This window comes from Imperialibacter sp. (assembly GCF_040222815.1).
Lineage (GTDB): Bacteria > Bacteroidota > Bacteroidia > Cytophagales > Cyclobacteriaceae > Imperialibacter.
The window spans coordinates 227,093-249,938 of sequence record NZ_JAVKCH010000040.1 but is presented as its reverse complement, the minus strand read 5'-3'; the positions used below and the strand labels follow the sequence as shown (position 1 = coordinate 249,938).

The 22,846-nt window shown below is 45.8% G+C and carries 18 protein-coding genes; 5 read left to right on the top strand and 13 right to left on the bottom strand.

Features of this window, described 5'->3' with window-relative positions:
- Positions 1 to 179: 179 nt before the first annotated feature.
- The 3 genes from RIF36_RS20720 to rnhB all read right to left on the bottom strand — a co-directional run bounded on the left by RIF36_RS20720 (position 180) and on the right by rnhB (position 7,602).
- Positions 180 to 686, bottom strand: a complete 507-nt coding sequence (locus RIF36_RS20720; protein WP_350122129.1) for a DinB family protein — start codon at positions 684 to 686, stop codon at positions 180 to 182.
- A gap of 37 nt (positions 687 to 723) precedes the next feature.
- The gene (locus tag RIF36_RS20715; protein ID WP_350124153.1) at positions 724 to 6,906 is read right to left on the bottom strand and encodes an Ig-like domain-containing protein; all 6,183 of its coding nucleotides are present in this window, start codon (positions 6,904 to 6,906) and stop codon (positions 724 to 726) included.
- Positions 6,907 to 7,005: 99 nt separating this feature from the next.
- On the bottom strand, positions 7,006 to 7,602 hold the full coding sequence (gene rnhB, locus RIF36_RS20710) for a ribonuclease HII (RefSeq protein WP_350124150.1): 597 nt from the start codon (positions 7,600 to 7,602) through the stop codon (positions 7,006 to 7,008).
- Positions 7,603 to 7,780: 178 nt separating this feature from the next.
- Between rnhB and RIF36_RS20705 the strand changes: the two genes are divergently transcribed.
- From RIF36_RS20705 to RIF36_RS20695, 3 genes are all read left to right on the top strand, one after another.
- Positions 7,781 to 8,692, top strand: coding sequence for an ROK family protein (locus tag RIF36_RS20705; RefSeq protein WP_350124147.1), 912 nt, complete (start codon positions 7,781 to 7,783; stop codon positions 8,690 to 8,692).
- Positions 8,693 to 8,818: 126 nt separating this feature from the next.
- Complete coding sequence (locus tag RIF36_RS20700; protein WP_350124144.1) at positions 8,819 to 10,201, top strand: flavin monoamine oxidase family protein; 1,383 nt, start codon at positions 8,819 to 8,821, stop codon at positions 10,199 to 10,201.
- Positions 10,198 to 10,920: an outer membrane beta-barrel protein gene (locus RIF36_RS20695; protein WP_350124141.1), complete on the top strand. Its 723-nt coding sequence runs from the start codon at positions 10,198 to 10,200 to the stop codon at positions 10,918 to 10,920. Before RIF36_RS20700 ends, RIF36_RS20695 begins: the two co-directional genes overlap by 4 nt.
- An 8-nt stretch (positions 10,921 to 10,928) precedes the next feature.
- Here the strand turns inward: RIF36_RS20695 and RIF36_RS20690 are convergent, their stop codons facing one another.
- The 7 genes from RIF36_RS20690 to RIF36_RS20660 form a co-directional block, all read right to left on the bottom strand.
- Entirely contained in the window at positions 10,929 to 12,335 is a 1,407-nt protein-coding gene (locus RIF36_RS20690; protein WP_350092330.1) for an MATE family efflux transporter, read from the bottom strand.
- A gap of 22 nt (positions 12,336 to 12,357) precedes the next feature.
- On the bottom strand, positions 12,358 to 12,906 hold the full coding sequence (locus RIF36_RS20685; protein WP_350124138.1) for an NUDIX domain-containing protein: 549 nt from the start codon (positions 12,904 to 12,906) through the stop codon (positions 12,358 to 12,360).
- Between the two features lie 113 nt (positions 12,907 to 13,019).
- Positions 13,020 to 14,120 carry a hypothetical protein gene (locus tag RIF36_RS20680; protein ID WP_350092324.1) on the bottom strand — a complete coding sequence of 367 codons (1,101 nt, stop codon included), beginning with the start codon at positions 14,118 to 14,120 and terminating at the stop codon, positions 13,020 to 13,022.
- Between the two features lie 6 nt (positions 14,121 to 14,126).
- Entirely contained in the window at positions 14,127 to 14,981 is an 855-nt protein-coding gene (locus RIF36_RS20675) for a hypothetical protein (RefSeq protein ID WP_350092321.1), read from the bottom strand.
- Positions 14,971 to 15,555 (bottom strand): RNA polymerase sigma factor, encoded by a 585-nt coding sequence (locus RIF36_RS20670; RefSeq protein ID WP_350092318.1) that lies wholly within the window; start codon positions 15,553 to 15,555, stop codon positions 14,971 to 14,973. The genes RIF36_RS20675 and RIF36_RS20670 overlap by 11 nt, the downstream gene beginning before the upstream one ends.
- Before the next feature lie 111 nt (positions 15,556 to 15,666).
- Positions 15,667 to 16,119: a carboxypeptidase regulatory-like domain-containing protein gene (locus RIF36_RS20665; protein ID WP_350124135.1), complete on the bottom strand. Its 453-nt coding sequence runs from the start codon at positions 16,117 to 16,119 to the stop codon at positions 15,667 to 15,669.
- Complete coding sequence (locus RIF36_RS20660; protein ID WP_350124132.1) at positions 16,116 to 17,513, bottom strand: MBL fold metallo-hydrolase RNA specificity domain-containing protein; 1,398 nt, start codon at positions 17,511 to 17,513, stop codon at positions 16,116 to 16,118. Before RIF36_RS20660 ends, RIF36_RS20665 begins: the two co-directional genes overlap by 4 nt.
- Before the next feature lie 157 nt (positions 17,514 to 17,670).
- On the opposite strand from RIF36_RS20660, the gene RIF36_RS20655 reads away from it, so the two are divergent.
- Positions 17,671 to 18,081, top strand: coding sequence for an OsmC family protein (locus RIF36_RS20655; RefSeq protein WP_350092309.1), 411 nt, complete (start codon positions 17,671 to 17,673; stop codon positions 18,079 to 18,081).
- A complete protein-coding gene (locus tag RIF36_RS20650) occupies positions 18,081 to 18,323 on the top strand; it encodes a hypothetical protein (protein ID WP_350092306.1) in 243 nt (80 codons plus the stop codon). The genes RIF36_RS20655 and RIF36_RS20650 overlap by 1 nt, the downstream gene beginning before the upstream one ends.
- A gap of 31 nt (positions 18,324 to 18,354) precedes the next feature.
- On the opposite strand, the gene RIF36_RS20645 is transcribed toward RIF36_RS20650, so the two are convergent.
- The 3 genes from RIF36_RS20645 to RIF36_RS20635 all read right to left on the bottom strand — a co-directional run bounded on the left by RIF36_RS20645 (position 18,355) and on the right by RIF36_RS20635 (position 22,843).
- On the bottom strand, positions 18,355 to 19,548 hold the full coding sequence (locus RIF36_RS20645) for a YaiO family outer membrane beta-barrel protein (RefSeq protein ID WP_350124129.1): 1,194 nt from the start codon (positions 19,546 to 19,548) through the stop codon (positions 18,355 to 18,357).
- A 142-nt stretch (positions 19,549 to 19,690) separates the two neighbouring features.
- Entirely contained in the window at positions 19,691 to 22,021 is a 2,331-nt protein-coding gene (locus RIF36_RS20640) for a sulfatase-like hydrolase/transferase (RefSeq protein WP_350124126.1), read from the bottom strand.
- 69 nt (positions 22,022 to 22,090) lie between these two features.
- Positions 22,091 to 22,843 carry an acyl-[acyl-carrier-protein] thioesterase gene (locus tag RIF36_RS20635; protein ID WP_350092297.1) on the bottom strand — a complete coding sequence of 251 codons (753 nt, stop codon included), beginning with the start codon at positions 22,841 to 22,843 and terminating at the stop codon, positions 22,091 to 22,093.
- Positions 22,844 to 22,846 lie beyond the last annotated feature (3 nt).

The following is a 22,846-nucleotide window of genomic DNA, read 5'->3' as shown; positions in this document are numbered from 1 at the left end:
TAAGGTTTTGTACTCAATTAGTTAAGCCATGGGCCAACTTGAATAGGTTAGGACTGGCCCGTATACCCTACAATCTAACAAATTAATATATTGAAAGGAAGAGGTGATTGCCCCACCGGCTTGCAATTTATGGTCTGTTCAAAATTGGCGGGGTATTTTGTGAAAAATGCCACCTGCGACTAGACCTGTTGGCCGGAGGATATTCGCAGGTACGTGATCAGGTCTGTATTGTCGATTTTGGTGATGCCCAGGCCTCTGATAATTGTAATGGCCTGGCCCCGGTGGTAGCTGCCGTGATTGACTACGTGAAAAAGTATTTCTTCCTTAACGGTTTCGTACGGCATGTTGCGCATGTTACGGTAGACCATTTTTTCAGTCAGGAACTCAGCCCCCGCCTCCGAGGCAAACTTCTGCATGTCTTTTGCCGAGGTAACCAACGCCTCCATCACCTCCTTTTTTCCACCAACAAACGATAACCGGGGCCATTTGTCCATCACTTTGTTCTGCATGCGTGAAGGCCAAATCACCTGGGCTTCCCAGATATGAAGCAGAGTTTCTCTGAGGGTAGGGTAGCTGCTCAGCACTGGCTGCACCAGCTGTTCTTCTGTTACCCGGTCGATGGTTTTGGCAAGTTCTTCATTGGCCCACACGTTGTAGGCAAGCTGTTGATGGATGGTGTAAGGCATTGGGCAAGATTGCTTTTAGCTCGTAATTTCGCAAAGTTTAATCTCTATCCAATAGGACTTTCTTAAAATGGATACTGCGTCCTTCATCGTCAGTTAGCATTAGGATTATCGATTGTACTGAAGGGATATCATTTAAATCAATTTTGGTAGTAGTTTCGGTTATGTCAAATTTCAGGAGTATCCTGCCGTCCAGAGAGATAATATGTCCTCTGTAATTTACGGGAGCTTGTTTTAAGAACTCAAGGGTCAGATAGCTGCTTGCTGGGTTAGGGTAGATTTTAAAACTTGCCTCTGCTGACTTGCTTACCAATAGCGGAAACAGTGATATGCTTTCAACATCAGCCATCCCGTTTCCAGCCCTATCTGTCACAATTTTGTTATCAATATCTATAACACCGCCCTTGTTCTGTGCAGGAAAGGAATAATAGACCAAATAGGAGTTTGGGGAGTTCTGTACGCTGACCGAATCTATCTTTATATCTTCAGTTTGTATCACATCTTTGTTAAATCCTACAATCTCTTCTGAAAACTCTACGGTAAAATATTTGGCTAGTAATGTTTCACGGTTAACGGTTACCTGGGCCATTGGTGCTGTAATGTCATAGATAAGCTCAAGCGTTTGGCCTTGGTTAAAATTTCTTGACTTGTCGAAAAAAACGGAGTCACCAATAACAATACTCAACAAGCCTTCTTCTACTGGCTCAATGTGCAGCATATAATTCAACGAATCGGTGGCTGTGAGGGAAAAATCTCCATTTGTAACACTAACGTCGTTTGGTAAAAAGTCCTCTACTGGCTCTGATAAAGAAATAGTTACATCGAAATTTTTGTTTACATATTCTCCCGAAGAGGCAATCATTTGAAATGAAGGTGGGGTTGAATCGTAAAAAAAACTATACTTGAATTCTTCGCTATTGGAATTGCCAGCTAAATCGAAGAAAGACTCTTTAAGGAGACCTACTTTCACAGTTCCATCTTGCACGGGCGTTCCAGTAATGTAGGCATTGTTGTTGTCCACGGAGAGGTTCGCAATCGTGAAATTTTCTATGGTCAAGGCACTTGCAAAATCTACTTCAACAGGCTCGTCGAAAGAGATAGTTATTGTTAACTCTCCTTGCGACTCGTCATTTCTTTCAAAGTTGCCCGATGCCAGGGGAGGAGTTGCATCATACATCAGCGCCTTCACAGCTTTTGTTTTATTGAAGTTGCCGGCAAGATCTGTTAATTTTTCAATGTCGATTGAAAGTTCGACAATTCCGTCCGACACGGGAGTAACCTTGCCCACAATGCTTGAATCATTTCTTGACTGAAGCGAAAATGTAGCATTATGGACTGCCACGTCTAAAAAGTCAAATCCAAGAACTTTCTCACTTGCTACCACCTCAACCACAAAAGACTCATTGGTATAGTCCTCTTTTTCAGTTACAAAGGATATGTGGGGACTGGTTTTGTCAAACCAGAATGTCCTTGACTTTAGTTGGGGGAAAGGATTCAGGGCTTTGTCGGTAAAGGAGCTCTCAAGTACTGTAATTATTGCTTTTCCTTCAGCCAAGGGGTTAAGGGTTAAACTGTATTGGTTGCTGCCCAATTCTTTGAAGTCTGTTATTTCGCAGTTGTCAGTAACGACGTCAAGTGAGTCAAAACCCAACACCGGCTCATTAAACGTTAGCGTTATCTCCCGTTTTTTGTTGATGGGTTGATTGTCGTTCCCAGAGATAGTGACGGTTGGTGGAGTATGATCAAAAGTAATCGAGGGGCTTGCAAACGTTTCGGCGCTAAGATTGCCATTCAGATCCGAAAAAGCACCTTTATTTATTAATACCTTGAAGGTACCATCTTTAGACGGGGTGATTAGGACTGTGTAGAGGCTATCGCCTATCTTGGAAAACTCACTTGCCGACATGTTAGTGCCTTGAATGTCCGAGAGTTCAAATCCAGTTACTGGCTCGTCGAAGCGGAAAGTTACCAGGAGAGGTTTGTTGATATAAAATATGGTGTCGGGACGTATTTCGACAGTTGGGTAGTGAGAGTCAAATACAAATGAATAAGAGAATTCCTCTATGTTGTCGTTTTCTGCTCTGTCATGGAAACCCCCTTCACCCAGCTTAACGGATACAATACCATCTTTTATTGGTTGAAAAACAACAGTGAGCGTGTTTTCAGTCCAGGATTCTTGAATCAGCTCAAGGTTCTCAATTTGCAAAGCGTCCGAAGAGAAATCTTCAATGGGTTCTGAAAACATCAAATCCAAGGTGATCAGTTTGTCAGGGATGCTGTTCTCTACCAATTCAAACAGCACAGTGGGAGCTGTTGAATCATAAATCAATAATATACTTGCTTCGGCCTCGAAAAGGTTACCTGCTAAATCGGTGAGCACCTCTTTAGGAACGTTGATTACTATTTCAGTCTCCTCTATCGGGTTGATCATGACGCTGTAGCTACTATCCTGCCAATTGAAAGCTACTATTTCTCCATTTGTGACGTTAATATCCCCAATATCAAAAGCTGTAACTTTTTCGTCGAACTTGAAGTTCACAACGAATGGCCCATTGACAAACTGAGCGTGTTCAGTAGTAATAATTACTTCAGGCGAAGTCAAGTCATAGAAGCCCTCCAACAGCACAAATTCTTCATTGAAATTGCCGATGCTATCTGTGAAAGATGCGGTCCCGAGTTTTACCCGAAAGAGGCCTTCGTTATTTGGGATCAATCGCAAATGATAGCTGTTGTCGCCTTCGTCAAACGCTTCATAGGAGCAATTTGAGAACATTAGGTCATCTACGGTGAATTCCTTGATCTTCTCTGATGGATAAAAGGAGATCAGTAGCTCGTCCACATTTATGAAAACAGGAGACTCTCCGGAAAAAAGAAGCAGCGGAGGGGTAACGTCTGCTTTGGAAAAAAACTGCAAATGGTCATTGGTGTTACCTGCCCTATCTGAAAAGGAGCTTTCTTCAATTTCGATGATTATCTGCCCATCATCGATCGGGTTGATATCAAACGTAACTCCACTTACAGTACTTGCGAAGTTCTCAAGGTTGGCATTTACTAAAATGATGTCGTCTGCTGTGAAATCTACAATGGGTTCTTTAAAAGTTAAACTGATCTGAAAAGAGCTGTTAGTGATTTCAGGAAGAATCGGATCTTCGAGAAGTTCTGGTCTTGTATTGTCATAGGTGGTGATGGAAACATAAGGCTGTAAATTTTCATTACCCGCTAAATCTCTTATTGAATTGGCATGTAGTTCTATTGTAACTTCACCTTCGTCCGTCGGAGCAATAGTTAAGTAGTAAATAGACCCCGACCCCGAAAGGTCTACAAACGACGAGTTTGACAATGAAAAATCCTCTTGTGAAAGACCAAATATTTCTTCTGAAAAAGTTAATTTGACTTCCCGGTTTTCATCGGAGAAAAACTCCGGCACATCCCATTCAACCAGTTCGGGTGCTACAAAATCGAAGGCAATATTTTGCCCTGTCAGCGATTCCTCGGTTCCAACCGGGGGGAGCACCGTTACTGCCTCTACAGCATCACCCCGGGTTATTGTAAATGTGCCTGCAAAAGCATTTTCATTGCGGTAGTCGAGATGGGTACTTTTGTAGTTTACTTTGGCCTCATAGTCAAGAAAGACTGTCTGCGACTCAGCGTGGCTGTAAAAAGCCGTGTCAATTTTGTGGTCGTCAAATTCAAGAAGTAAGTAAGGTTCTCCTGTTACTTCTATCACTTCGTTAAAATCCACTGCAATTTGGAAGATATCACCTTCCTTGAAAGGCCCCGACTCGAGGGAACGGACGCCTGTGATAAATGGGGCATCTAACTCATAGAAGAAAGCTGACCCTGATTTGAAACCCGATTCGGTATCGTTGTTGGGGGCACCCACTACAAGTGTATGCCCATACATGCTCACGTCGAAGCCAAATTCGGCCTCAGGGGCAGAGTTGCTTGGGAGTAAAGCAGAATCATGCAGGGTTTCTCCATTCCACCCGGTTGAAGGTTTCTTGAAAAGATAGGTTTTCCCCCTTTGCTCGTTGGCAGTAGAATCCATATAGTTGCCAACTGCGACGAAATTTGCAGTCGCTGATACAGCAGAGCCAAATCTTTCCCGATCAGTCTCTTCAGGGCCCATTAATGTGGCTGTGACGCTTACGTTTGTCCAATCGTTGTCTACATTTTCATGTACAAATACTTTACCTGCTTCGAAATTCGGCCATCTCAGAGCTGGTCGTGGATGACCAAAAAAAGCTACACCCGGTGCGATATCGATGTCTGTGAAATCAGTAAATATTGAGGTTTGTGGACTAGCCAGTGTCGCAGTTTCTGTCATATTGTGCCAAGTATTATTTGCTTGGAAAGCAAACATTCCGAATCTAGACCCAATTACTACTTCATCCTCGTAGATAAAGGCTAATCGCCCGAACCATCTGGCGCCAGTTGGATCTTGCATTGTGGTTAATTCCGCCGATATCGAATAGACTCCATCAATTTTCTCAATAATGTAGCCTGTTCCCATACTGTGGGAGTCACCAGTGTAGAGCGCCGTCACTATAATTTTGCCTTTGTGGATATCTACTGACCTACCGAAGGCCCCTCCTTGTTTAGCAATTGGCTCAACAACCTTGATAGCGTTGTCAGAGCTCCAGCCGGTTGGCGACTTTTCATATATGTAGGCAGCACCTGCGGAGCTTTTTCCTTCATTTTTTCCAGGGCTTCCTACAACAAGTGTATTTCCGTAAATTGATACAGAGTACCCGAAATTACCGAGCGGTTCCCCATCGAACGGGATGATTTTTGTTGCAAATTTCCAACCTGATTCCTTTCGCTCGTAAAGGTAAACAGCACCTGCGTTTTGCGCCGCTTCATCATCTTTGTAGCTGCCGATAGCGGCGTAGTTGCCAGAAATACTTACGGCCCAACCATACTCATCCCAAGTAGCGTTTTCAACTTGGAATTCAAGAGTACTAGTTGGTTCTGAAATCTCAAAACCCTGACCAAACGTATAAATTTTGCCATGGCCACCTCCTGTACTCTTCATCGGGTCGCTGACAAGTAGGCTCGTGCCACTAATTATGATTTTGGAGCCGAATGCCCCATTTTTGTCAGGGCTAATATTGGTAACTTTCTCGGATATCTTTGAATTTTTCCATCCCTGAATGGGTTTGGTGAATATTAGGGCTAAGCCCGAAGAAATGTTGTCATCTAATCCGTTAGCTGAACCAACGAATACTTTATCATTTGAGGCAGCAATTGAACTAATTCGACCAGCTGCCTTTGTATTTACAGTTTCAAGAATCGCCTTTGGTAGGAATGAAACTTCAACTCCTTCAATCTTTGGTAGATCGTATATATGAATGTAATCATTAGTTCGGCCCGCCTGTGAGTCATGCCCGGAGCTGATAAAGAGCTCGGAGTCATTGACGGCAAGGGTGTGGCCAAACTCCATACTTCGTCCTGGCATCGTCGATAGAATGGTGGTAGAAATGTCAGTAGTTTCCCATCCATTTTCAGGTTTTTCGAAGTAGTATGCAGCGCCGATAAGGGCATTGTCGACAGTGTAGTTTGGAGCACCAATAATTGCAAAATTATTTTCTAGTAGCAGTGAGGAGTTCGAACCTCCAAGGTAGGCTCCATTAGGAATCATCAGTTTTGCATTTTCGACCATGTTTTCCCATCCTGTTGCTGGTTTTTTGAAAATATGACCAACAGAAGAAGAACCAACCAATATTTCATCCTTATTGATTGAGAGTCGGCTACCAAATCGACCGCCAACGCTGGGCTCTGACATCCTTAAAATACATGTTTCGGTACCATCGCTCCAACTGGTACCAATCTTTTCATACAAAAACACAATCCCCGAAAAAGTTTGGCCATCTGCTTTATACTGAGGAGCTCCAACGGCAATAAGGTTATTGTAAATTGAAACTGACGCTCCAAATTGCATTTTATCCATTTTCAAAGAAGGTTCAAGTGTCGCTATTTTCACCCACGTGCCCTCAACTCTTTGAAAAACATAGGCAGCTCCAGCTTCAAACCCAAACTCATCACTTAGAAGGGCCCCAACCACTAAAATGTCATCATGTATTTCCATTGAAGCCCCGAAAAGGTCACCATCTGCCAGATCCTTTGTAGGAATAACGTTGGCTTTCTCGATCCACTGCTGCGAAAAGCTCGGAATGCTGGAGAGCAACAAAAATGCAATTAAGTAACTTAAGGAATTCTTCATGAAGAATCGTATGGAGGCTCTAGTCAAATGTCGTTGAACAGATAAGATACCAAAGAAAGTGAAATGGGTAGAATAATCACCTGAAAAATATTTCTATATTCAAAACAACTCCATTTGTTCAGGCAACAACCTGAAAGATTTTCTGTGGTAGGGTGTGATGCCGTGTGCTCGTATGGCATCCCGGTGATCCATGGTCGGGTAGCCCTTGTTTTTAGCCCATTGATAAACGGGAAACTCTTCCCCAAGCCGCTCCATCCATTCGTCCCGGTAGGTTTTGGCGAGAATGGAAGCTGCCGCAATGCTGTAGTAAAGGCTGTCGCCTTTGATAATGCAATTGTGAGGGAGTTCTTTATACTTTTTGAACCTGTTGCCGTCAATCAACAGGTGTTCAGGCACCTTTTTTAACTGATCTACCGCCCTGTGCATGGCCACAAACGAGGCGTTCAATATATTGATTTTGTCAATTTCTTCAGGTGAACACCAGCCTATGGCCCAGGCAACAGCCGCCGATTTCACATCTTCTTTTAGCAGCATCCGTTGTTTTTCGCTGAGCTGCTTCGAGTCTGTGAGCACGTCGTGATGAAAGTCGGGAGGGAGGATGACCGCCGCAGCCACCACAGGCCCGGCCAGACAGCCACGTCCGGCTTCATCACAGCCAGCCTCTATTAGTCCTTCGTTTAAAAATGGTTGGAGCATAAGCGAATTTGAGGTCAATTATCTGCTTTTACCAAAAGAAAGCCTGAAAATTTCGACGGAAACCTGAAAATGTTCGAAGCTTGAAGATGAACGGTTCACAAGCAGCCGAAAGAGGTATTTCCGGTTCAATTTTGCAATACAGCTATTTATTGGGCTATATTCGGCAAAAGTTTTTGTTATGAGCAGACCACTTTGGGGTATTGACCTTGGGGGCACAAAGGTAGAGGGCGTCATTATTTCTTCAGATAAAAGGCCGGATGTAATTGCCAGACTGAGATTGCCAACAGAGGCCGATAAGGGATACGATCATATCGTTGGGCAAATTTGCAAATTGGTAGATTTGCTCAAGACGGAAAGTGGCCTCACCCCTGAAAGTATTGGTATTGGAACGCCAGGTGCCATGGATCCAACTACCAATACATTGAAAAACTCTAATACCACCTGCCTCAATGGAAAGCCCCTGCGACAAGACCTTGAAAAGCAGCTCGGAATTCCTGTAGCTATGGCGAACGACGCTAATTGTTTTGCCATTGCCGAAACCTTGTGGGGTGCTGTGCCTGAGAAGGTGCCGGATGCGAAAGTTGTTTTTGGTGTCATACTCGGGACAGGTGTTGGTGGCGGCCTGGTGATGTATGGCAAGGTGCCGAATGGGCGCCACGGTATCGCCGGCGAATGGGGTCATAATTTCCTTGACGCATCAGGAGGGCCCTGCTATTGCGGGCATATCGGCTGCGTTGAGCAGGTTTTGTCTGGCCCGGCACTTCAGAAACACTATGAGAGCTTGTCTGGCGAGAAACGAAGGCTTCCGGAAATTGTAGAGCGGGCTAAGGCAGGAGACGATAAGGCTGCTGTGCAAACCATGGACAGAATGGTTGAGTTCTTTGGAAAAGCCATTGCTGTGATAATAAATATCGTTGATCCGGACGCCATTGTGCTGGGCGGAGGAGTGGGTAATATTGACCTTTTGTACTCAAGGGGTGCAAAAGAAGCAGCGAAGCACCTGTTCAACCCCAGGCTGGAGACACCGTTTCTGAGACCAAAATTGGGCGATAGTGCGGGTGTTTTTGGAGCGGCACTCCTAACAGCATGAGAGCTTTTATAAGTGCATTTTTTTCTTAGAATAGTAAAATATTGGGCCTTTGCTTAAATTTGGTTAAGTTTTCATCGTTTTTCAGCATACTGACTTCTTTATTGAATGAATAATCGGCGTTCCTTTTTGAGGAAACTACTTCTAAGCTTACCGGCAGGATACGTTCTGCCCTCAGTGTTGTCGTCCTGTGAAACGCAGGATGATTTGTTCCCCAACGTTAATTTTGGAGGAAAAGTGATTGTGGTAGGGGCGGGAGCTGCCGGTCTACATGCTGCTTATATCCTGCACAAAAATGGTGTTGACGTACAAGTGTTGGAGGCCACAAACAGAGTTGGGGGTAGAATAAAGGCGCTTGATGAATTTACCGGATACCCTTTAGAGCTTGGTGCCGACCACGTGCGGGGAACGAACTCCGTTTTTTATGATGCGGTGCGCATTTCAAATTTTGAGTACTATCAGGATAGAGGTAAAACTTACTACCAACTGACAGGCAAGACAATTGAGGAGAGCGAAGCTAACTCAAATACCTCGTTCAGAGCAGCCACCAAAGTCATAGAAAAGCTTCCACTTTACAGCGGGCCTGACATTTCGCTATCAGAGTATCTCAACAAAGAGCCTCTGTCTGATGAAACACTCACGCTGTTGAACTCATTTATCGCTAATGAATTTGGCACTGACCTCGACCTGTTGAGTGTTGCCGGGTACAACGAAGCACTGGCAAAGCAAACCTCGGGAAATGAAAAGACCATTTTACGACGCAGGTCATTTAGCGAAGTGCTGGATCTTCAATACTCTCCGATCAGCTCCAAAATAAGACAAAATACCCCTATTAAGTCTATAGACTACGGCAGCGGAAAGGTAGTATTGACTGACGATGCCAATCAGACATATGAGGCAGACAAGGTCATCGTTACCGTGCCACTACCTATTCTCAAAGAGGGGAGGATATCATTTAGCCCTGCCTTGCCGGAGGAAAAACAGCTGGCTATGGATGGGCTTGGCATGGATGGAAGTGTAAAAATCTTCATGCGCTTTGGTCAAAATTTTTGGGGTGATGAAACAAGCACCGTTTATCCGGGTGGAATAATACCTGTATACAAAGCGCCAGGGTGGGGGAAAAGGTCTGAGTTTGACGATGATCTTATATTTTTCAACAACGTGCTGGTGGGTGAAGCCAATGGTTCGGCTGCCGCTACTTTAAGTGAATTGGGCAACAACGCTGTTGCCTATGCGCTAAGAGATTTGGATGATATGTTTAATGGGCAGGCAACCAAGTTCTTAACTCAGAGCTACGTGATGGACTGGTCAAAGGACACGTTTACAAAGGGAGCCTATTCTTACCCTAAAGTTGGCAGCGAGGGTGCGAGAAGCATTTTGGCTAGTGCCATTGATAACAAAATATATTTTGCAGGTGAGGCTACCCACACCGAAGGCCACTTCGGAACTGTTCATGGCGCAATGGAAACTGGTTACCGGGCTGCGTACGAAATACTAAAAAGTATCTCATGAAGAGAATCTTAGTTTTAATGATGTTGATAGCCCCTGGGGCCTCCTTCGCTCAATCTGAGGTTGGTATTGGTTTTCTTGCGGGGTACAACTATATGAATGGAATTGGCTGGAATGAGGTGGTGAGGCACTACAATCTGGCGCATCCACAGTTTGACAATAATCAGCCGTTGTTGCAAAATGGATTCTTTGCCGGATTTGAATTTGACTATGAAATCGGCAATCACATTTTCATCACGCCTGAGCTGGTTTATAAGCGGGTAAGAAGTGTGACGGACAATAAGCTGTATGAAGTTGATTTACTCATGCATTTTATTACGTTGGAAGTGTCTGCCGAGGTATATGTATTTGAGGTGGGAAAAAGAGTGCAGAAGGGTTTTGCTCATGATTTTTATATGATGGCAGGCCCAGGTGTTTCATACATGCTGCCTCGTGTATATCAGGACCTGGAGCTCAAGAACGGCCTTGACGGAGAGCCCTATAAGCCTAGTAAGATGGTGCCTTTTTTAGGGGCTGGCGTTGGATACGACATTTACTTTAATAAAAACTTTGGCGTGTCACCCTTTTTTAGAGTGAATGCTTATTTCCCTTTTGAAATTGATGACTTTCCTGAGGTAGTACTTGGCTCCAATGTGGCCGAAGTGAACGACCGGACAAGCGTTTTCAATTTCCAATTGGGCATGAGTTGGAGATACCACCGTTCCGGCTACTCTAGAAAATAATCATGTTTTCATGCGATGGGTTTGGCAACTGCTTCCTGGCTGTTGGCACTTATATTTGTAGTTTCTTGCGCCTGCGTACGTAGCCGTTTGCTCAGGCCTTTGAACCTTGTAAAGTTGGCGACGGCTGATATCGACAGGCCAAAAAGAAGCCCAATCCAGACTCCGATCGTGCCCAGATCAAAGACAAAGCCAAGCACGTAGCCGGTTGGCAAGGCAATTACCCAGTAGGCTATCAAAGTCACCAAAGTCGGCACTTTTACATCGGACAGCCCCCTTAGCACCCCCAATCCAACTACTTGCACGCCGTCGGAGATTTGAAAGAAGGCTGCTACGACCAGCATGCCCGCAGCCAGCGAAATGACTTCGGCATCGTCGATGTAAAGCGAAGGAAAAAAGTTGCGCCCAAGTACAAAGGTGATCCCGCAAACAGTCATGAAAATCATGGCCATGATGAAGCTCGCCATGCCCGCCATTCTCATGTTTACGTAGTCGTTTTGGCCCAGGTAAAAGCCTACCCTTATGCTGGCAGCAGCTGCAATGCCGGTAGCAGCCATATAGCTAACCCCTGCCAGGTTGAGGGCAATTTGGTGAGCGGCCAGCGCATTGGCACCCAGCCACCCTATCATGATGGCGGCAGCAGCAAATGCACCCACCTCAAATATGAACTGCATGCCCGAAGGGATGCCAAGTGCCAATAGCTTTTTGAAAATGGCCTTTGAAAGGTTTTTTAGATGGAATCCGATGGTGTAGGGCCTTAACTTTTGATAGCGAAAGACAAAGTAGCCCATAGCAATGGCCATCAATACTCTGTCTACCAGAGTGGCAATGGCAGCTCCGTTCAGTCCGAGTGCTGGAAAGCCCCATTTGCCGTAAATCAGCAGGTAGTTGAGAAAGATATTGAAAAGGTTTCCGATGATAGAGATGGTCATCGCCTGCCTGGTGAGGTGGAGCCCTTCAGTAAACTGCCGAAAGGCCTGAAACACCATCAGGGGAACGATGGAAAACCCGATGATCCCCAGATAGGGTATGGCGTTTTCAACAACATCAGCCTCCTGATCCAGGTGATACAAAATCGGAGAAACACCTACGATCAGGCCGAAAAGAAATAACCCCATGAGAAAATTGCTGACGACGCCGTGGCGCAGCAGGTCAAGCAGTTTGCTGGCGTTTTGCTCGCCGTAAGCTGACGCTACAAGTGGTGTAATTCCATAAGAGACACCTATGCCAAAAAGCATAAAGACTGCGAAAAGGCTGTTGCCAAGAGAAGCAGCTGCCAGTGGCAAGGCACCTATTTGCCCTACCATTACGCTGTCGGCCACGCTCACGGAAATGTGCCCAAGCTGACTCAGCATAACCGGGTAAGCCAGCTTGATATTGTTTCGAAGGTAGTACGACCAGGGATAAGGGTTTGCCATGAAAGCGCTATAGTCAAAAAAATTATAAATTCATTAAACGGGCTGCCTTGAAGATGCCGGCAAGACTCAGGCTATCAGTTATTTCGCCCCTCATCGCCATTTCCAATACTTCACCAAATGGTAGTTTACGGATGACTAGCTGTTCTGTTTCCTCGAACTCGGTTTTACCCTCAGTAAGATCTTCGGCCAGAAATATAAACCCTTCTTCGTCGGTGACTGAGTTAGACGTATGGATGCGAAGGATATTGGTCCACTTGGTAGCGGAAAGCCCGGTTTCTTCTTTAAGCTCTCTTTTGGCAGAGTCAAGAATATCAATCCCTAGCGGCCCACCTCCCATAGGAATCTCCCACGAATATTCGTCAAGCGGAAATCGGTACTGACCCACCAGCCAGGTATTCATCTCTCCATCAATAGGTATGATGCCTATTGCTTTATTCTTAAAGTGGACTTTCCCATAAATTCCGGGCGTACCCGCTGGTGTTAGCACCTGAAACTCTTCGAGTTCGATCCAGGCGTTATCATATATTTTCTTGGTCGAAACCTTTGTCCATGGGTTTGAGTGTGCATCCATGGCGCTAAGTTAAGGCAAGGCTGCTAGAATAGCGTTGAATTTTTACGCAACAAAAAAAGAGACTGCTCAAAAGTGAGTCAGCCTCTTCGGACTTGAAATAATTGGGCAATGAGTTATAAGATGATACCGAAGCTGATAGCATTCAGGGAAGGCCCTTTTCCACTTACAAAAACTTCATTGAGGTCGTAGTTAGCAAAGAAGTCGAGGCCCTTGTAGCCAAACTGCGCTCTAACACCATATCGGAAGTTGTTCATGTAATAGCTGCCTCTTTCTTTGTCTTTGCTGCTTTCGGTTTTCACCTTGGTGCTGCTGCCTAGTCGGTAGCCGCCATACACACCGGCGCCAATCCTGATGCCTCTTTTCTTATAGGAGGTATACTTCAAACTCCCTCTTTCAAGGCTTTTTACCTTTCTGGTTCCCTTGGCAAAATCGAGTAGAGGAACGAAGCTGGCATTCAGATAGGTTGCCGAAAGTTTACTTTTCACAGGGTCTAAATTCGGATCTATTGTTCCGAAGCTAAGCCCTTCAGGTGTTTTGTCGAGTGTGGTTCGGTCATCATCAAACTTCCAGTTGTACCAGTTGAGCGAAAAGCCCCATTCCACAAACAATGGACCACCTACCTGCGACTTGTTGATGCTTGACAGTCCTACTAACCAGGAGCCCCATGGACGTACAGCATATGGCTGATTATTGTCGTTGGGGAATTTGCCATCCTCCAGCCAGTTGCTCATACCAAGTTCGACATTGAAAGAATGCTTAGTTCTGTACCGGCGATCCTCAACATATTCGTACTTTTTCACTTCGAGGTCATCATTGTCGAATTCGTCCTCGATGTCGTCCCAGTCGTCAGCCGCCACTTCCAGCTTTTTGTTGCCGATATTGATTTCAGCTTTGTGTCTTGGGTATTCGTTGTTGCTCCACACAATGGTAGTGTCCTGCAAGTACCTGGTACCAGACTCATCAGTGATCTGCAAATAATTCACATCGCTTGATGACGAGTCGATCGACAGTTTCAAGTCCTTCAGCATCTTATTGATGTCGTAGTTTTTGATGGTTTCCAGGTCTTTCTGATCCTTCACCACAAGGATGATCTTGCTATTTTGCCCCAGCTCTATTAGGATGGTATCCATGTCGGCCGAGTTAGCTTTTGCTGAAGTGCCTGACAAGCCAATGGCTATCAGCACAGCCAGTAGAGATAATGATAATTTTTTCATAATTGTTTATTTTGAGTTATTGACCTTTTCGTTTTTTGTAATTCCAATTTTCAAACTCCCGCTTAAAAGCCCGTCTTTGGTTTCCCGGAGCTCCGCCAGAATGTCTCTGTTGCTGAATGTCCGGGCTGAAGCAAGGAGCTTGTTAAATCCATTCTTCTTTTCCTTTCCGTTATCGGAAGCCATCAGCTCACGCACTGGCTCAAGAAATCTATCTTCGTCCTCATCGGCCTTGAAGGTAATCTTTACTTCCATCGGCTCTACGGGTGCCTGAGCATCGGCCACCAGGCGCTTTTCAATCTTTTCTATTTCAAGTGTTTCAGGAATAGTGGTGTCTTCGGTTACTTCGTTCACTTTGTTTACATCTTCCAGCGCTATGAGTGCCTCCGTTTCCATTTCTTCCTTTTGGGTGGTAGATGCCACTTGTGTGTTAGCAGGTTGCACGGGCCTGTTTATTTTTTTCGCAGGCGCACCGGCTTTACTCTCCGTCGTCAGCCCTTCGTTAGCAGCAGCCACTTCTGTCGCTTTACTTGATATGACTTGTGTTTCTGCCGTCAAATTATTGGGCGTTTGCTTTTCGACAACTGCTGGATTGGTGTTTTCCTGGGGTGCCACTTTTTCTGTATTATCGATACCTGCCAGGTTATTGGGGCTATTGAGCTCACCGGTCGATTGCCTGTAAATGAACCATCCTGCCACAAGGATCATCGAGATAGCAGCCGCTACCGACATCCAAAACGCTCCCTTTTTTCGGCTGCCAGGATTCATTTTCCCTTGCAATTTGGCCCATGCTTCGGGGCTCGGGCTTACCGGATGTGCTTCCAGCTTTGTCCGAAATAAATCATCTATTTTCTTAGTGCTCATGGCTTCCTGTTTTGTCATTCATTTTTTTTTCCTGTTCAAGCAATTGCTTTTGCAAAAGTGCCCTTGCTCTGCTCAACTGAGATTTTGACGTGCCTTCGCTTATCTCCATCATCTCAGCAATTTCCTGGTGGCTAAACCCTTCAATGGCGTAGAGGTTAAAAACTGTTCTGTACCCTACCGGAAGCTCCTGAATCATCGCCATCAGGTCGTCGGCCTCCAGCTGATCGCTCAGTTGGGAAAAGTCTGGTTCCCTGTCAGCTTTTTCTATTTCCACCTCCACGTACATCGACTTGTTGCGACGGAGGTACATCAAACTTTCGTTGACCATGATCCGCCTGAGCCACCCTTCAAAACTCCCTTCAAACCGAAAGCTGTCAAGCTTTTCAAATACCTTGGCAAAGGCACTGATCATGACGTCTTCCGCTTCGTCGGAGTCTTTCACATACCTGTAGCAAACCCCCATCATTTTGGCCGAATGCTTTTCGAAAAGTGCTTGCTGATCACGGGAATTGCCTTTTTGACATCCTTTGATTAGCGCTTCTTCGGTTTTCGATTCTTGTAGTATCAGCCTCATTGATTAGGTTGCTCAACGGGTAGATGCACCTGCAGGGGCTGGAGGTTGCATGGGGGTGATAAAATATTTGAAAAATGTTTCAAGCGAGCAATAAGGTCGCTGCCAAAGTGGTTAAAAAACGGCCTTGTAGTTGATTTCGATAACAATTTCGGAAAAAGCACCGGCTTTTACTTCAACAGGGTTAATTATTCCATTGCCATCGAAGCGGTTGGCAAAGAACCCATCAGGCTCTTTGGTGAAGACTGAGTAGGTGCCGACAGGAAGATAAATTCTGAATGTGCCGTTTTCATTGCTGCTCACACGGGCGATAGGTTCGATAGGTAAGCGTTTGTAAATGGGGCCATTTTCTGTACCAAGGCTGGAGGCATTGACAGGCCCATAGAACAAAATTTCTCTGACGATAGGTTGACGACTTCCTCCCGGTTTTTCACCGATTCGAGGCATAAAATCCCCCTCCATCCAATAGACTGCGCCGGTCACTCCCTGTTTGTCGCTCGTGGTTGATAACGAAGATTTGCAACCGACAGCAGCCAGCAGAAGGCCGATGATCAACAGCGATTTCATATGCCCTGAAAAAGATCGAATGATTCCATGTAATGCGGAATATAGGTATTAAAATGCATTTCAGTGCTGGTAGTTATCGCCAACGCTTCAGCTCCCTCTTTCTCTCCATGCACGATAAAAGTGTATTTAGGGCTGACTTTGATTTTCTTTAACCATCTGATCAACTCGTTGCGGTCGGCATGGGCAGAGAATCCCTGGATGTATTCTACCCTGCACCTTAGGTCTACCATTTCTCCGAATATTCTGATCTGCGGCTCCTTGTCCAATATGCGCCTTCCCCGGGTACCTTCGGCCTGGTAGCCAACAATGATGACCGTATCGTTGATTCGAGGCAGACGATGAAACAAATGGTGCAACACCCTGCCGCCGGTGCACATGCCGCTGGCCGAAATAATGATGGCGTTTCTTTTTACTGTGTTGATGTTTTCGGAGCTATCCTGTGTTCGTACATATTTGAAATTAGGGTGATCAAATACTGGCGCTTTTGATATCATTTCATCGTCGAGGCGGTGGAGTTTATGAAACTCCTTGTAGAGGCCGGTGACTGAAATGGCCATGGGACTGTCGATATAAACAGGGCAATTGGGAATAGCATTTTCCTGAAAAAGCTGAGCGAGCAGCAGCAGGATATCCTGTGTGCGTCCGACGGAGAATGCAGGGATCAGTACGCATCCATTGGCATCAAAGGTTTCCAGAATCGTCCTTTTAAGTGCCACCTTATGATCTGCTTCGGGGCTGGCCTTGTTGCCGTACGTCGATTCTACCCAGAGAATGTCGGCTTTCTCAATGTCGGTCGGGTCGTACAAAAGTTGATTGTCGTATCGGCCGATGTCTCCGCTGAACAGAAGTTTTTTAGTTTGCTGCTCACCCGTTATTTCAATCTCAGCATGGGCGGCACCAAGAATATGCCCCGCATAAAGGTACCTTAGGCTAATATTTGGGCTGACCTCAAATGTCTTGTCAATGTCAAGGCTGGCAAATTGGCTAAAGGAGTGCTCTGCTTCTTCCAGCGTGTAAAGCGGGAGAGGGTTTTCGTGACGGGAATATCCTTTTTTTCTGGCATAAGCGGCTTCTTCTTCCTGTAGCTTGCCCGAATCTCGCAGCATAATCTCCATGAGCCTTGCCGTGGCGTGTGTGCAATAAATGGGGCCCGCATAGCCTTCTTTTACCAGCTTTGGCAAATAGCCTGAGTGATCAATATGGGCATGGGTTATCACTACGGCGTCAATTGCAGCCGGATCTATCGGGAAAGCTTCCCAATTCCGAAGCCTCAATTCCTTCATGCCCTGAAACAGCCCGCAATCAACCAAAAGCTTAAAATCATCGATTTCCAATAGGTACTTCGAACCGGTTACCGACCCCGCACCTCCTAAAAACTTAACTCGTACATCCATTTTTTATGCTTTGAGCCGATATTAGAGAATTATCTTCCAATTAAGAATCAATAGTTGTGTTAGTTTTGCCCCGGTGACTTCAATAATAGATTAGTCAGTTTATAACATCAGTTTTGAACTATTGCTTTGCCCAAATAATTGTAAGCATATGCAGGAAATGAAAGTATCTCTCAAGTATGTGGCTGATGAAGAGTATCAGGCCGAAAACGAGTCTGGCAATATCTTGAATATCGATATGCTGGCGAAGGATGACAAAAAGGCTTTTTCGCCCACACAACTATTGCTGGCAGGCATCACTAGCTGCGCAGCTGTGGATTTGGTATCGATGATTAAAAAAAGAAGGAAGACCCTCGTTGACCTGACTTCAGAAGTGACGGGCAAAAGGAGGGAAGAGCAGCCAAGAAGGTTCACTGACATTCATGTGCACTACAAGGTGGTTTCACCTGATGCGCAGCTGGAGGAGGTAGAAAAGCTGGTTGACCTGGCTGTAGAAAAATATTGCAGTGTAGCCGCCTCCATTAGCTCGGAAATTAACCTCACCCATTCTGTGGAAATAGTTAGGCCATAATGCGAGTTGTAGCTGAAATTTCTCACCCAAAAACCAAGATCACAGTCTTCTCATGGAATGGCCGGTATCTGGTGAAGTTTGAATACGGCCTGCTGGAGCAGACTTATAAAGTGAGTGAAATGGACTTAACCTCAGAAAACGACATCAACGAAATTGTGTCGGAGTCATTCATCTCTAAGGTAATGGCAAGGTTCATGGAAATGGAAAAGGACTTTGGTCAGGCTATTAACGAGGTGGTTTAACATAAAACAGGTGGTCGTTGGCCTGGGCAGCCTAAAATTGGTACCTGGCGGTAACCGAGCAGGAAGTAATACCAACATAGTTGCCAACATCAAAAAGGTATTCCTGGCTTGCATAACCCACAGTAGCTAACAGTAGCCACCTGTCGCCAACTGGCTGCTGATAGTCGGCACCAATCCTCCAAGCCCTCAGTTTGTAAATCTCGGAGCTACTGAAGCCATCATTGCTCTGCAGGTTTCGAAAGTCGGGCGAGAAGCCAAAGCCTCCTGTAATACCAACATAGTTATTTGCATTGCTGAAATACCGGCGCACTTGTAATCCCAGTGACTTGGATGCCCCGGCCGGGTCGGGTGTTATGAAAACCCTCGCAGAGAACCAAAGGCTCCTATAGTACTTTCCAAGGGTTCCTGTGTACATGATAAAACCGGAATCCTTGCCGAAGTACAAATAACGAAACCCTCCTGAAGCTTCGAATGCCCATGGAAGACTTACATAAACTTCGCCCCCTGCTCTGTGATTCGGAAAAAGTGACGTGGGCGAAAACCCATAATTAAGATAGGCGTACACTCCTTTGGCTATGGAAGGATAGGCATCAGCTTCAATTTGCCATCCGTTGGTGTTGAAACGGTTAGATTCATTCGCCCTGAGAAAAATGCTGCCGATGCTCGTTCTCCGGCCATACTGCAGGCTGTAGAGGGAGGCATTACCAAATATCTTTGAATAAAAATCGTAGCTGGCAGAAGCAGTGATGGAATTGGCACGCATGGCGGTTTTGAACGTCTCCCAAAGAGAAAGTACCGCCTTGTCGCCGGGAAACCGCTGCAGGAGGATGTCGAGCATCTCCAGCCCTTCGTCGTACCTTTCCAGGTCACCGAGGGCTTTTGCCTTGTTAATAAGCATGTCCTTGTCTGTGGGGTTTTTGTCCAACCCTTTGTTGGCCCACAGCAGAGCAGTTTCCGAATCGTCATTCCAATAGGCAGCATCAAACATCACTTTGGCCGCACCCAAATCCACGGGTTCCTGGTCGAGCAGTGGTGCAAGTGTTTCTTTGGCTTTATCTGGCATGTCGTCCCACAAATATGTCCTGGCCAGGAAAACCCTTATCTCCACATAGTCGGGACTTTTTTCAAGTGCCTTCATTAGATAAACCCTGCCCTTTTCCCTATTTCCATCAAAGGAGGCTGACCTTCCTTTGGCGAATAGTTCGTCTGAGTTGTAGGCAGCCAAGGAATCAGCCTGTTGTGCATTTGCAGAGGCTAAGGCCAGACATGAGACGCTGAATAAAACAAATATTATTTTGGCGCTGGGCATGGCTTAAAGTACGTTGAATTGTTCATCAATTGAAAAAGACATTTAACATTAAGCTGTTCTACTCTTCTAATCTCTTCCTCTTTTGTTGTAGCTGAACCGATTTCGGAAATCTTTCTAAACCCTCATCGACCCACAGCCGGGAAGAATCGGTCTGCTCACTCCAAAAATAAACATCAGCCAGCGCCTGGTACACATCCTCATAATTGGGGCTGCGGCGTTGGGCTTCCTGAAGTATTGGGGTCGCCTGACTGTATTTGCCTTCCCAGACAAATGTTCGGCCTATCAGTATACGTGCATCGCTATAGTTGGGGCTGTTATTGAGGAGGTAGCCAGCGGCCCACCGGGCCCGCTCATACTCTTTGTTGTGAGCCAGCTCTCTGGCAAAGTAGAACTGACTGTCAGACCCCATTTGTTTGACTCCCACGTCTTTGATCCACTGCAAGGCAGTATCGCTGAACGTAAACTGTTGATTACTCTGTCCGCTTTTATACTCCCACAGCCTGTTTTCCTGCAGGGCCACTTCTTGTTTCTGCTTGAAATGGTTAAGCTTTGCTTTCAAACTGGCTTTTTTTCCTGCGTCATTAAGTGGTTCGATCGCAAGCCCCTCGCCAACTTCGAACAATCGGTCATTGGCCAACAAAATATTGTTATCGATAAAGATATCCAGCTCACCTTTGTTGCGCATAAGTGGCAACGAAAGCCTGGCTTCAAAGTCTGTTTGTTGAGGTAAAGAGCCACTTACAAAGGGAAGTTTGTTTTCGACAGGGAACTGATGCTTCGATTTGAAAAAGCTAACAAAGGACGGTGCTACTTGTGTGTGGCTGGCCATCGCTTTAAATGTCTGCCCACGCAAAAGAGCCGGAGAAAAGATAAGCAGAGGGACATGAAACCTATCCAACGGACTTTCCTGCGGCAATGGAATCACTCTGTGGTCGCCTGTGACGACCACGATGGTGTTTTCCCAGTCGTCCTTTTTCGAGAGTTTATTGAAAAGAGTCCTTAGCCCATCGTCGAAGTAGAGGAAAGTTTCAAAGATATTTCGATGAGCCAGAAAGAGCTCTTTTTTGTCAAAACCTGCAACTACTCTATCAAACTTTCTGGAATAGATGTCAGTGTCAGGCACCCTGAAGGGCTCATGCGTCGTCAGCGTCATTAGCATGTCCATTCGTGGACTCGACACGGTGGAGATATTTTTCTCATAGAAGTCAAAAAGTGCGCCATCCGGATAACCCCAGCTAAAACCCTCATTGTTGGCTTCCATTTTCTTATAACTGTCAGGAAATCGTCCTTCATAAATCAGGTTGTCGATGCCCTGGTAGTCGAGAAAGATGTCGGTTTTGTCAAAGTTGATATTGCCTCCGTAGTAGTATGAAGTGGAGTAGCCGTTGTCTTTTAACCAGCTAATCAGCGTGAAGTGGGAGGGGTAGTCAGGACCCAGGTCCATAAAGCCCTGGTTGCCGGGTGGCAAGGAGCCGTATAAGGCGGGAACCACACCAAATGTTCTGCCGGTGGTGCTTAGGCAATTGGGCCAGAAAAGGCTCGCTTCGCTCAAGCTGTCAAGAAATGGTGTGAACCCTTTCATTTTGGCCTCTTTGCCGGTAAACTCTCCACCCAACCCTTCCACGTGTATAAAAATCAGGTTAGGAGGGACATCAAATTCTTTAAAGTAGGGGCCTAATATGTCAGTTTCCTCAAAGGGCCTTTCGAAAGGGTACGCTTCTATAACGACCGTCGATGGAGTATTGGCCGCATTCACTCCTGCAAAAGAGTGAAGCGCAAAATAACTCACCCTGTTTTCGGCCAGGTACTGGTTTTGCAAACTGGCGAAGTCGGGAACAAAAAAACTCACCAACACCGACAGCCCCAAAGCTGAAAGGCTGAACGAATAGTACCTTTTTCCAAAGTTTTCGAGGGCCCTTTGACTAAGAAGGGCTGAACAACAAAGTGAAAGGGCCAGTACAAAGAGGCCGAGTCCAAGAATGGCATCGAAATGCACTGACGCTGCGATGGTGGTTCTGACATCTTCACCCGAATAGGTCCAAAAGTCGGCACCAAGTGGCGTCATTTCACCAATGAAATAGCGCTCCAGGCCAAAGCTCAGTATCGCCACAAAAAGGTATGAAGGCAGAAGCCAGACCAGGGGCTTTTTGGGAATAACTACTCTAAGAAGTAGCAAGAGTGGCGAAAACAAAAGCGCCAGACAGAGGGCAGCAACCAAGTCGTTTGCAAGCCCTCTGGCAAACGTTAGTGCCATGGATGCAACGCTTGTGTAGTGCATCAAGCCAATGCCTATCAATGCGTAAACACGAAATATTATCAGAATAAGGCCAATTCCGCACCAGTTAATGATGAGAACCTGAAGCACTCTCGATTTTTTGAATTCTTTCATGTTTCTCAAATCAATTTAGCATTTCTTCAGGTGGAAGGCGCTTTTGGAGACCAACCCCCGGCGGCTGCTCTACCTTTCCTCCCAGGTGCTTATCGCCCTTGCCACTTCTCTTTTGCTGTATTTTTCTTTCAAACTGTGAATTATTTCAGTGTCTGAGAGTTGCTGAAATTCACTTGTTATTTCGTCGTTTAGCACACATTCACTTTTAAACTGGATATCGATTTCCTTCAAGCTCATATGCAGTAGGTAGTCTTGAGGCAGAGAGGCCAGCATCCATTCCAGATAATGAACATTGTTGACATGGTTGTTTTGATCAAGGTGCTGATAGTATACCTGGAACCCGGGCCCACTGATAGCCTCTCCCAGCGACGGCAGTTTGTCAGTTGGGTGGGGGAGGTGATTGTTTTCAATAACGAAGTTGCCACCTGTGATATAGTCAGGCACCGGAATAAGCCGCCTTTTCTCTATATCAATCACTACCCAGGCTGTGCACCCCTCAGCCACCAGCTCCTGCCTTTCGTTTTTGAACCTCATGTCCCGGAACGTGAAGAACTTTTCGATGCCCGACGGCCAGGTCTCCACTTCGACCACTTCATTTTTTTCTACAGGCTTCACCACCCTGAGAAACAACCGGTGCAACACCCACGTATGCCCTTTTTCCATGAGCGCTGGCACTGACACGCCAAGTGCATCGGCATGCTGCCAGGCAGCCTCCTGAAAAAAGTTGATGAGAACAGAAAATTTCGCTTTTCCGTTAGGGCCAATTTCAGCAGCCCTGACTTTAAACTTCTCGAAGTAGGGGTTGACCATTTTGTTATTCATTTA

Bases quoted from the DNA above. Each gene is read 5' to 3' on its own strand.
- RIF36_RS20635 (WP_350092297.1), bottom strand. From the start codon at position 22,843: ATGAATAACAAAATGGTCAACCCCTACTTCGAGAAGTTTAAAGTCAGG.
- RIF36_RS20680 (WP_350092324.1), bottom strand. From the start codon at position 14,120: ATGAAAAAATTATCATTATCTCTACTGGCTGTGCTGATAGCCATTGGC.
- RIF36_RS20715 (WP_350124153.1), bottom strand. From the start codon at position 6,906: ATGAAGAATTCCTTAAGTTACTTAATTGCATTTTTGTTGCTCTCCAGC.
- RIF36_RS20695 (WP_350124141.1), top strand. From the start codon at position 10,198: ATGAAGAGAATCTTAGTTTTAATGATGTTGATAGCCCCTGGGGCCTCC.
- RIF36_RS20660 (WP_350124132.1), bottom strand. From the start codon at position 17,513: ATGGATGTACGAGTTAAGTTTTTAGGAGGTGCGGGGTCGGTAACCGGT.
- RIF36_RS20705 (WP_350124147.1), top strand. From the start codon at position 7,781: ATGAGCAGACCACTTTGGGGTATTGACCTTGGGGGCACAAAGGTAGAG.
- RIF36_RS20655 (WP_350092309.1), top strand. From the start codon at position 17,671: ATGAAAGTATCTCTCAAGTATGTGGCTGATGAAGAGTATCAGGCCGAA.
- RIF36_RS20690 (WP_350092330.1), bottom strand. From the start codon at position 12,335: ATGGCAAACCCTTATCCCTGGTCGTACTACCTTCGAAACAATATCAAG.
- RIF36_RS20675 (WP_350092321.1), bottom strand. From the start codon at position 14,981: ATGAGCACTAAGAAAATAGATGATTTATTTCGGACAAAGCTGGAAGCA.
- RIF36_RS20640 (WP_350124126.1), bottom strand. From the start codon at position 22,021: ATGAAAGAATTCAAAAAATCGAGAGTGCTTCAGGTTCTCATCATTAAC.
- RIF36_RS20650 (WP_350092306.1), top strand. From the start codon at position 18,081: ATGCGAGTTGTAGCTGAAATTTCTCACCCAAAAACCAAGATCACAGTC.
- RIF36_RS20670 (WP_350092318.1), bottom strand. From the start codon at position 15,555: ATGAGGCTGATACTACAAGAATCGAAAACCGAAGAAGCGCTAATCAAA.
- RIF36_RS20685 (WP_350124138.1), bottom strand. From the start codon at position 12,906: ATGGATGCACACTCAAACCCATGGACAAAGGTTTCGACCAAGAAAATA.
- RIF36_RS20665 (WP_350124135.1), bottom strand. From the start codon at position 16,119: ATGAAATCGCTGTTGATCATCGGCCTTCTGCTGGCTGCTGTCGGTTGC.
- RIF36_RS20720 (WP_350122129.1), bottom strand. From the start codon at position 686: ATGCCTTACACCATCCATCAACAGCTTGCCTACAACGTGTGGGCCAAT.
- rnhB (WP_350124150.1), bottom strand. From the start codon at position 7,602: ATGCTCCAACCATTTTTAAACGAAGGACTAATAGAGGCTGGCTGTGAT.